Source organism: Mesorhizobium sp. M7A.F.Ca.AU.002.02.1.1 (assembly GCF_003998535.1).
GTDB lineage: Bacteria > Pseudomonadota > Alphaproteobacteria > Rhizobiales > Rhizobiaceae > Mesorhizobium > Mesorhizobium ciceri.
Genome location: NZ_RZPB01000273.1, coordinates 1 through 7,367, shown reverse-complemented (window position 1 = coordinate 7,367; position 7,367 = coordinate 1). Strand labels below are relative to the sequence as shown.

Here is a 7,367-nt window from a genome sequence, read left to right as displayed (position 1 = left end):
GTTCTCGATCCCGCTCAAGGGCATCAACCTGAACGTCCGCGCCGGCGAGGTGATCGGCATCGCCGGCGTCGCCGGCAATGGTCAGGGCGAGTTCTTCGAATCCGTTTCGGGCGAAGTGCTGCAGCAGGATGCCGCCTCGGTGCGCATTCGCGGCAAGGATTCGGGAAGCCTCACCATCACCGGACGGCGCCTGCTGGGCGCTGCCTTCGTGCCGGAGGAGCGCCTCGGCCACGGTGCCGCACCGCGCATGAAGCTTTCCGAAAACCTGCTGCTGTCGCGCCATGCCACCGACGGCAAGGCGTTCGTCGGTTCCGGCGGAATGGTCAAGAGCGCCGCCATCCAGGCCGCGTCCCAACGCATCATCGAGGCGATGGACGTGCGCAAGAGCGCGCCGGATCCGGAGGCCGCGGCTCTTTCGGGCGGCAATCTGCAGAAATTCATCGTCGGCCGCGAACTCGACCGCCGGCCAAGCGTCATGGTGGTGAACCAGCCGACCTGGGGCGTCGATGCGGGCGCTGCCGCCCACATCCGCCAGGCCTTGATCGAGTTGTCGCGCAGCGGATCAGCGGTGCTGGTGATCAGCCAGGATCTCGACGAGCTGTTCGAGATCTCGGATGCGATCGCGGTCATGCACAATGGCGAGTTGTCGAAGCCGATGCCGATCGCCGAAGCGACCTTCGAGAAGGTCGGCTTGCTGATGGGTGGCGCCGAACCCGGTCACGCCGAACACACGTTGGAGACGGCATGATGCGCCTCGAACTCGTCAAACGCCCGCAGCGCTCCATGCTGTTTTCGGCCCTGTCGCCGTTCATCGCTTTCGCGCTGACCATCATTGCCGGGGCCGTCATGTTCGCACTGCTCGGCGTCAATCCGCTGACTGCGTTCAACATCTATTTCATCGAGCCGATCAGCCAAATCTGGCAGTTGCATGAGCTGGCGATCAAGGCCGCGCCGCTCATCCTGATCGCTGTCGGCCTGTCGGTTTGCTACAAGGCCAACATCTGGAACATCGGCGCCGAAGGCCAGTTCATCCTCGGCGGCATCGTTGGCTCGATGCTTCCAGTACTGTTTCCGCAGTTCGAAGGCCCGCTGGTGCTGCCGTTGATGCTGTTGCTCGGCATGGTCGGAGGTGCGGCCTATGCGGCGATCCCGGCTCTGCTCAAGACGCGCTTCGGCACCAACGAGATCCTGACCAGCCTGATGCTGGTCTATGTCGCGCAACTTTTCCTTGACTGGCTGGTGCGCGGCCCCTGGCGCGATCCGCAGGGCCATGGCTTCCCGCAGACCATCCAGTTCAACGATTCGGCCGTGTTGCCGGAACTGATGCCGGATGCCGGACGGGCAAACTGGGGTTTTGTCTTCGCGCTGGTCGCCGCGGTGCTGGTCTGGATCCTGATGAGCCGCATGCTGAAAGGTTTCGAGGTGCGCGTGCTGGGCTCGAGCCCGCGGGCAGGACGCTTCGCCGGCTTCGGCCTCAACCGGATGGTGTTCTTTGCCTTCCTGCTGTCGGGCGCGCTGGCGGGACTTGCCGGCATCTCGGAGGTCTCGGGCGCCATCGGCCAGCTGCAGCCCGTCATTTCGCCCGGCTACGGCTTCACCGCCATCATCGTGGCGTTCCTCGGCCGTCTCAACCCGCTTGGCATCGTTGCCGCCGGACTGGTGCTGGCACTGACCTATCTCGGCGGCGAAGCAGTGCAGAGCGCGCTCGGCATCTCCGACAAGGTGGCGCGGGTGTTCCAGGGCATGCTTTTGTTCTTCGTGCTCGGCTGCGACACGCTCATCCACTACCGCATACGTCTGGTCGGCCTGGCGCTGACCAAACCGGAAGGCGTGGCCAAACTCGAAGCCGCACCGAAGCTGAAGGAAGCCCGTTGATGGACATCACCGTAAACATCCTTCTGACCATCGCCACCGCGGCAACGCCGCTGCTGATCGCGGCAATCGGTGAGCTGGTGGTCGAGCGCTCCGGCGTACTCAATCTCGGCGTCGAAGGCATGATGATCATGGGCGCCGTCGGCGGCTTCGGCGCAACCTATCTCACCGGATCACCCTGGATCGGCCTTTTGGCGGCCATTGCCATGGGCGCGGTGTTCTCGCTGCTGTTTGCCGTCATGACGCTGTCGCTGGCCACCAATCAGGTGGCGACCGGCCTGTCGCTGACGCTGCTCGGCCTTGGCCTGTCCGGCATGATGGGCACCAGCTTCGTCGGCCAGCCCGGCGAAAGGCTGCCCAACCTCGACATTCCCGGCCTGACGGAAATCCCTGTGGTCGGCAGGCTGCTGTTTGGCCAGGATCCGATCTTCTACATCTCGATCGCACTGACCGCCGCCGTCATGTGGTTCCTGTTCAAGACCCGCACCGGGCTGACGCTGCGTTCGATCGGCGACAGCCACACCTCGGCGCATGCGCTTGGCATCAAGGTCATCCGCTACCGATACCTCGCGGTCATCTTCGGCGGCGCCTGTGCCGGTCTCGCCGGCGGCCATCTCTCGCTGGTCTACACGCCGCAATGGGTGGAGAACATGAGCGCCGGCCGCGGCTGGATCGCGCTGGCGCTGGTGGTGTTCGCCTCCTGGCGGCCATGGCGGGTGCTGGCCGGCGCCTACATCTTCGGCGCGGTATGGATCGGCCAGCTTCATGCACAGGCTTTTGGCATTCCAGTGCCCTCACAGTTCCTTTCTTCGCTGCCCTATCTGGCAACCGTCGTGGTTCTCGTTCTAATCTCGCGCAACAAGCGTCTGACGATGATGAACACGCCGGCTTCCTTGGGGCAGCCATTCGTTCCGGATCGTTGACAACAAAAACAAACGGGAAGCTCCAAGGCTAACTCAGAGAGGTAACACGATGAAAAAACTGCTTATTGCCCTGATGACCACGACCGCCGCCATGTCGCTGGCAGCGACGGCCGAGGCCGCGGACAAGCTGAAGGCCTGCTGGGTCTACACCGGCCCGATCGGCGATTTCGGCTATTCCTACCAGCACGACCAGGGCCGTCTCGAAGTGGAGAAGGCGCTCGGCGACAAGGTCGAAACCGCCTATCTTGAAAACGTCTCGGAAGGCCCCGACGCCGACCGCGCTTTCGAGCGCCTGGCACGCGAAGGCTGCAAGATCATTTTCGGCACCTCCTTCGGCTTCATGGACCCAGAAGTGAAGGTCGCCAAGAAATTCCCGAAGGTGATGTTCGAGCACGCCACCGGCTACAAGACATCTGACAATCTCGGCATCTACAATGCGCGTTTCTATGAAGGCCGTTATGTGCTCGGCCAGATCGCCGCCAAGGAATCGAAGGCAGGCGTTGCCGGCTACATCGTTTCCTTCCCGATCCCCGAAGTGGTGATGGGCATCAACTCCTTCATGCTCGGCGCGCAGTCGATCAACCCGAACTTCAAGGCCAAGATCGTCTGGGTGAATTCCTGGTTCGATCCGGGCAAGGAAGCCGACGCCGCCAAGGCGCTGTTCGACCAGGGTGCCGACATTATTGTCCAGCACACCGATTCGACCGCTGCCCTGCAGGTGGCCGAGGAGCGCAAGCTGCACGGCTTCGGCCAGTCCTCCGACATGATCAAGTTCGCGCCGAACGCGCAGCTGACCTCGCTCACCGACGAATGGGGTCCCTATTACATCAGCCGGGTCCAGGCAGCCCTCGACGGCACCTGGAAGCCGGACAATGTCTGGCTTGGCATCAAGGACGGCGCGGTCAAGCTCGCCCCCTACACCAACATGCCCGACGACGTGAAGGCGATGGCGGAGGCCACCGAGAAGAAGATCGCCGGCGGCTGGAACCCCTTCACCGGGCCGATCGCCAAGCAAGACGGCACGCCGTGGCTGAAGGATGGCGAAGTCGCCGATGACGGCACGCTGCTCGGCATGAATTTTTATGTGAAGGGTGTCGACGACAAGCTGCCGCAGTAAGTAGCGCAAGAGATCGAAATGAGGAGGGCGCCGCGAGGCGCCCTTTTTCATTCGGCGGGCTGCGCTCCGGCTGAGACGCGACGAAATCGCGCCAGGCCAGCATCGACCGCGCGGCCGAGCCAAATCCTCAGCAGCCGCTGTGCGGGTCGTTCGCAGGCGCGCCAGATTGCCCACGAAACGAAAAGCATAAGTGCGCCGCAGCCAAAGGCGGCAAACCATTTGCCGATAAGGGGCGTTGCCGCATTGATGACGAGATAGCCGATGTCCTGGTGCAGCAAATAGAGCGGATAGGTCAGCCCGCCCAGCGCCAGGGTGAGCCCCGATGCCCTGATACGGCCGCGCAGCAGCACCGCACCGATCAAGGCCGCGTGCATGACGACGTTGGCGATGACCAGATTGGCCGACGAAACGGCAATGCCGTAGTGGCCAAGCATCCAGTGCTGCGTCACCGACAGCGTGCCGCAGGAGATCAGGAACGCGGCGGCAAGCAGCAGCATTGCAGGCAGTGAACGGCCATGCGCATGCAGGTGGTGGACCAGCACGCCGGCGGCGAAGAACGGTCCAAACTCGGTGATGAACAGCAGCCTGGCGGCGCCGCTGCCGATGAAGAACTCGTTCAAGGCCGAGATCGCCAGCCAGATCAAGATCAGCTCCAGCTTGCGTTTCTGAAACAGCCCGGTGAGCAGCGCCAGCGTCACCCAGCCGTAGAACACCAGCTCAAGAACGATCGACCAGTAGACGCCGTCCATGAAGGGCTGGCCGAACGCCGGCGCGAACATCGACAGATTGGCGGCATACTGAACGAAAGAGGCCGAAAGCAGCGGCGACCCGGCAAGGAAGACAATCGCGAAGGTGATCGTCATGCAGAGCAGGAAGCCCGGATAGAGGCGAACGAACCGCGCGACCGCAAACTGGTCCCAACTGCGGTTTTCCGCCGACCAGGCAATGACGAAACCGCTGATCAGGAAGAACAGATTGACGCCGAGATAGCCGTAGAGGGCGAACGGTGCCGCAAGCGGATAACCCTCAGCCAGAATGCCCTCGGCAGCCGCGCCGCGAAAGAAATAGTGGAAGAACACGACAGCCATCGCCGCGACCAGCCTGAGCAGGTCCAGCGTCGCAATGTAATTTTGTTCCGCAGGTCTGGTGTTCATCCGCATTTCCCGCATCTACGGTCGGCAAACCATAGAGCGGATCGCGGCTGAGCGGGTTAAGAGGCCTAGATTATCGCCAGATGTAGTAAATTTACGCGGAACGAGGCGTCAGACCGCCGAACCATAGAGGTCATAGGCGTCGGCACGGTCGATCTTGACGGTGACGATATCGCCTTGGCGCAGCGGACGACGCGACTGGATGTGCACCGAGCCATCGATCTCGGGCGCGTCGTATTTGGTGCGGCCCTTTGCCGATGTGCCATGCGCCTCGTCGATCAGCACCGGGAGGCGCTTGCCGACTTTTCTGGCCAGCTGTGTCGCCGAAATCTTCTGCTGACGCTGCATGAAGCGGTGCCAGCGCGCCTCCTTGATTTCCTGCGGGACCTGTTCGAGACCGAGATCGTTGGAGCGGGCGCCGCGGACCGGCTCGTATTTGAAGCAGCCGGCGCGGTCGATCTTGGCTTCATCGAGCCAGTCGAGCAGCATCTCGAAATCGTCATCCGTCTCGCCGGGGAAGCCGACGATGAAGGTCGAGCGGATGGCCAGATCCGGACAGACCTCGCGCCAGCCGCGAATGCGCTCGAGCGTCTTTTCGCCATGCGCGGGCCGGCGCATGTTTTTCAGCACCTGCGGCGAGGCATGCTGGAACGGGATATCCAGGTAAGGGAGGATCTTGCCCTCCGCCATCAGCGGGATGACGTCGGCGACATGCGGGTAGGGGTAGACATAGTGCATGCGCACCCAGATGCCGAGCTTGCCCAGTTCCTCCGAAAGATCGAGGAATTTTGCGCGCACTTCACGGTCGCCGAACATCGACGTCTGGTATTTGATGTCGATGCCGTAGGCGCTGGTGTCCTGCGAGATGACCAGAAGTTCCTTGACGCCAGCCTTGGCCAGTTTCTCAGCCTCACGCAGCACATCGGCCGCCGGCCGCGAGACGAGGTCGCCACGCAGTGCGGGAATGATGCAGAAGGTGCAGCGGTTGTTGCAGCCTTCGGAAATCTTGAGATAGGCGTAGTGACGCGGCGTCAGCTTGACACCCTGCGGCGGCAGGAGATCGATATAGGGATCGTGCGACGGCGGTGCGGCCTCATGCACCGCGGCCATCACGCTCTCATAGGCCTGCGGCCCGGTGATCGCCAGCACATTGGGGTGCTTTTCGCGAATGACGTCCGGCTCGGCGCCCAGGCAACCGGTGACGATCACTCGGCCGTTTTCCGAAAGCGCGGAACCGATGGCGTTGAGCGACTCGTCGCGGGCGGAATCGAGAAAACCGCAGGTGTTGACGACGACGAGGTCGGCGCCGTCATGCTTGCGCGCGATTTCGTAACCTTCGGCGCGCAGGCGCGTGATGATGCGCTCCGAATCCACGAGGGCCTTCGGGCATCCAAGACTGACAAAACTCACGCGGGGAGCGGACATAGAGGGTTTCCGGGCTTTTCAGGATTGCCGGCGCAGTACCACACTTATTGCGGCATTGGTATGGGCAGGCCCGCGATGCGGCAAAACGCACGGCGGTCTTGCTTCGACGGAGTGAAGACGCGGATGTCCGCCAGCTTCAGCCGACCACGTTGTTCACATGTGGCCAGACCTCCACCGCGCCGCGATAGACCATGTCCAGCGCGACATAGAGTATGATCAGCAGGCCGACATAGGCGATCCAGCGGTGGCGATGCAGCAGCTTGGCAATGAAGGTCGCAGCCAGCCCCATGAGCGCGATCGACAGCACAAGGCCGATGACCAGCACCGGAAAATGATCACGCGCCGCTCCAGCCACCGCCAGCACGTTGTCGAGCGACATCGACACATCGGCGACGACAATCTGCAAGGCAGCCTGGCCAAGGGTCTTGCGCTTCGACTTGCCGGCGACTGCTTGGTCACTGTTGAGGTCCGAATTCGACAGCGCCTCGGTCGCTTCCAGCTCATCGGCATGTGACGTGCGCAGCTCGCGGTACATTTTCCAGCAGACCCACAGCAGCAGGATGCCGCCGGCCAGCAGCAGGCCGACGATCGCCAGCAGCTTGACGGTAATTGCGGCAAAACCGATGCGCAGCACCGTTGCCGCAATCACGCCGATGAGGATCGCCTTCTTGCGTTGGTCAGCCGGCAGGCCGGCAGCGGCAAGGCCGATGACGATCGCATTGTCGCCGGCCAGCACGAGGTCGATGGCGATGACCTGGAGCAGGGCGGTCAGGCTGGCAGCGCTGAAAAAAATGTCCATCGACCGGAAGCCCTTGCTGATTTTGCCGAGTGTTCGTCGATTACCCAGAGGCCCTAACTTGGTGGTCCCTTGGCGTCAAG

7 protein-coding genes are annotated in these 7,367 nt (G+C 62.6%); 4 read left to right on the top strand and 3 right to left on the bottom strand.

What is annotated here, in order from left to right:
* From EN879_RS17740 to EN879_RS17725, 4 genes are all read left to right on the top strand, one after another.
* Positions 1 to 748: ATP-binding cassette domain-containing protein (locus tag EN879_RS17740; protein ID WP_127274156.1), on the top strand; the 748-nt coding region annotated here is incomplete at its 5' end.
* A complete protein-coding gene (locus tag EN879_RS17735; RefSeq protein ID WP_013531649.1) occupies positions 745 to 1,875 on the top strand; it encodes an ABC transporter permease in 1,131 nt (376 codons plus the stop codon). The genes EN879_RS17740 and EN879_RS17735, both read left to right, overlap by 4 nt.
* Positions 1,875 to 2,795, top strand: coding sequence for an ABC transporter permease (locus EN879_RS17730; protein ID WP_024503273.1), 921 nt, complete (start codon positions 1,875 to 1,877; stop codon positions 2,793 to 2,795). The genes EN879_RS17735 and EN879_RS17730 overlap by 1 nt, the downstream gene beginning before the upstream one ends.
* 49 nt (positions 2,796 to 2,844) lie before the next feature.
* Entirely contained in the window at positions 2,845 to 3,912 is a 1,068-nt protein-coding gene (locus EN879_RS17725; RefSeq protein WP_013531647.1) for a BMP family ABC transporter substrate-binding protein, read from the top strand.
* A 47-nt stretch (positions 3,913 to 3,959) separates the two neighbouring features.
* Here EN879_RS17725 and EN879_RS17720 read toward each other — a convergent pair whose 3' ends face one another.
* The 3 genes from EN879_RS17720 to EN879_RS17710 all read right to left on the bottom strand — a co-directional run bounded on the left by EN879_RS17720 (position 3,960) and on the right by EN879_RS17710 (position 7,287).
* Positions 3,960 to 5,066 (bottom strand): acyltransferase, encoded by a 1,107-nt coding sequence (locus EN879_RS17720; protein ID WP_063168007.1) that lies wholly within the window; start codon positions 5,064 to 5,066, stop codon positions 3,960 to 3,962.
* Between the two features lie 108 nt (positions 5,067 to 5,174).
* Positions 5,175 to 6,488: a 30S ribosomal protein S12 methylthiotransferase RimO gene (gene rimO / locus EN879_RS17715; RefSeq protein ID WP_013531645.1), complete on the bottom strand. Its 1,314-nt coding sequence runs from the start codon at positions 6,486 to 6,488 to the stop codon at positions 5,175 to 5,177.
* 136 nt (positions 6,489 to 6,624) lie between these two features.
* A complete protein-coding gene (locus tag EN879_RS17710) occupies positions 6,625 to 7,287 on the bottom strand; it encodes a TerC family protein (RefSeq protein WP_013531644.1) in 663 nt (220 codons plus the stop codon).
* Positions 7,288 to 7,367 lie beyond the last annotated feature (80 nt).

Excerpts from the sequence above, each read along its gene's own strand:
- EN879_RS17735 (WP_013531649.1), top strand. The coding sequence starts at position 745 with ATGATGCGCCTCGAACTCGTCAAACGCCCGCAGCGCTCCATGCTGTTT.
- EN879_RS17730 (WP_024503273.1), top strand. The coding sequence starts at position 1,875 with ATGGACATCACCGTAAACATCCTTCTGACCATCGCCACCGCGGCAACG.
- EN879_RS17725 (WP_013531647.1), top strand. The coding sequence starts at position 2,845 with ATGAAAAAACTGCTTATTGCCCTGATGACCACGACCGCCGCCATGTCG.
- EN879_RS17720 (WP_063168007.1), bottom strand. The coding sequence starts at position 5,066 with ATGAACACCAGACCTGCGGAACAAAATTACATTGCGACGCTGGACCTG.
- rimO (WP_013531645.1), bottom strand. The coding sequence starts at position 6,488 with ATGTCCGCTCCCCGCGTGAGTTTTGTCAGTCTTGGATGCCCGAAGGCC.
- EN879_RS17710 (WP_013531644.1), bottom strand. The coding sequence starts at position 7,287 with ATGGACATTTTTTTCAGCGCTGCCAGCCTGACCGCCCTGCTCCAGGTC.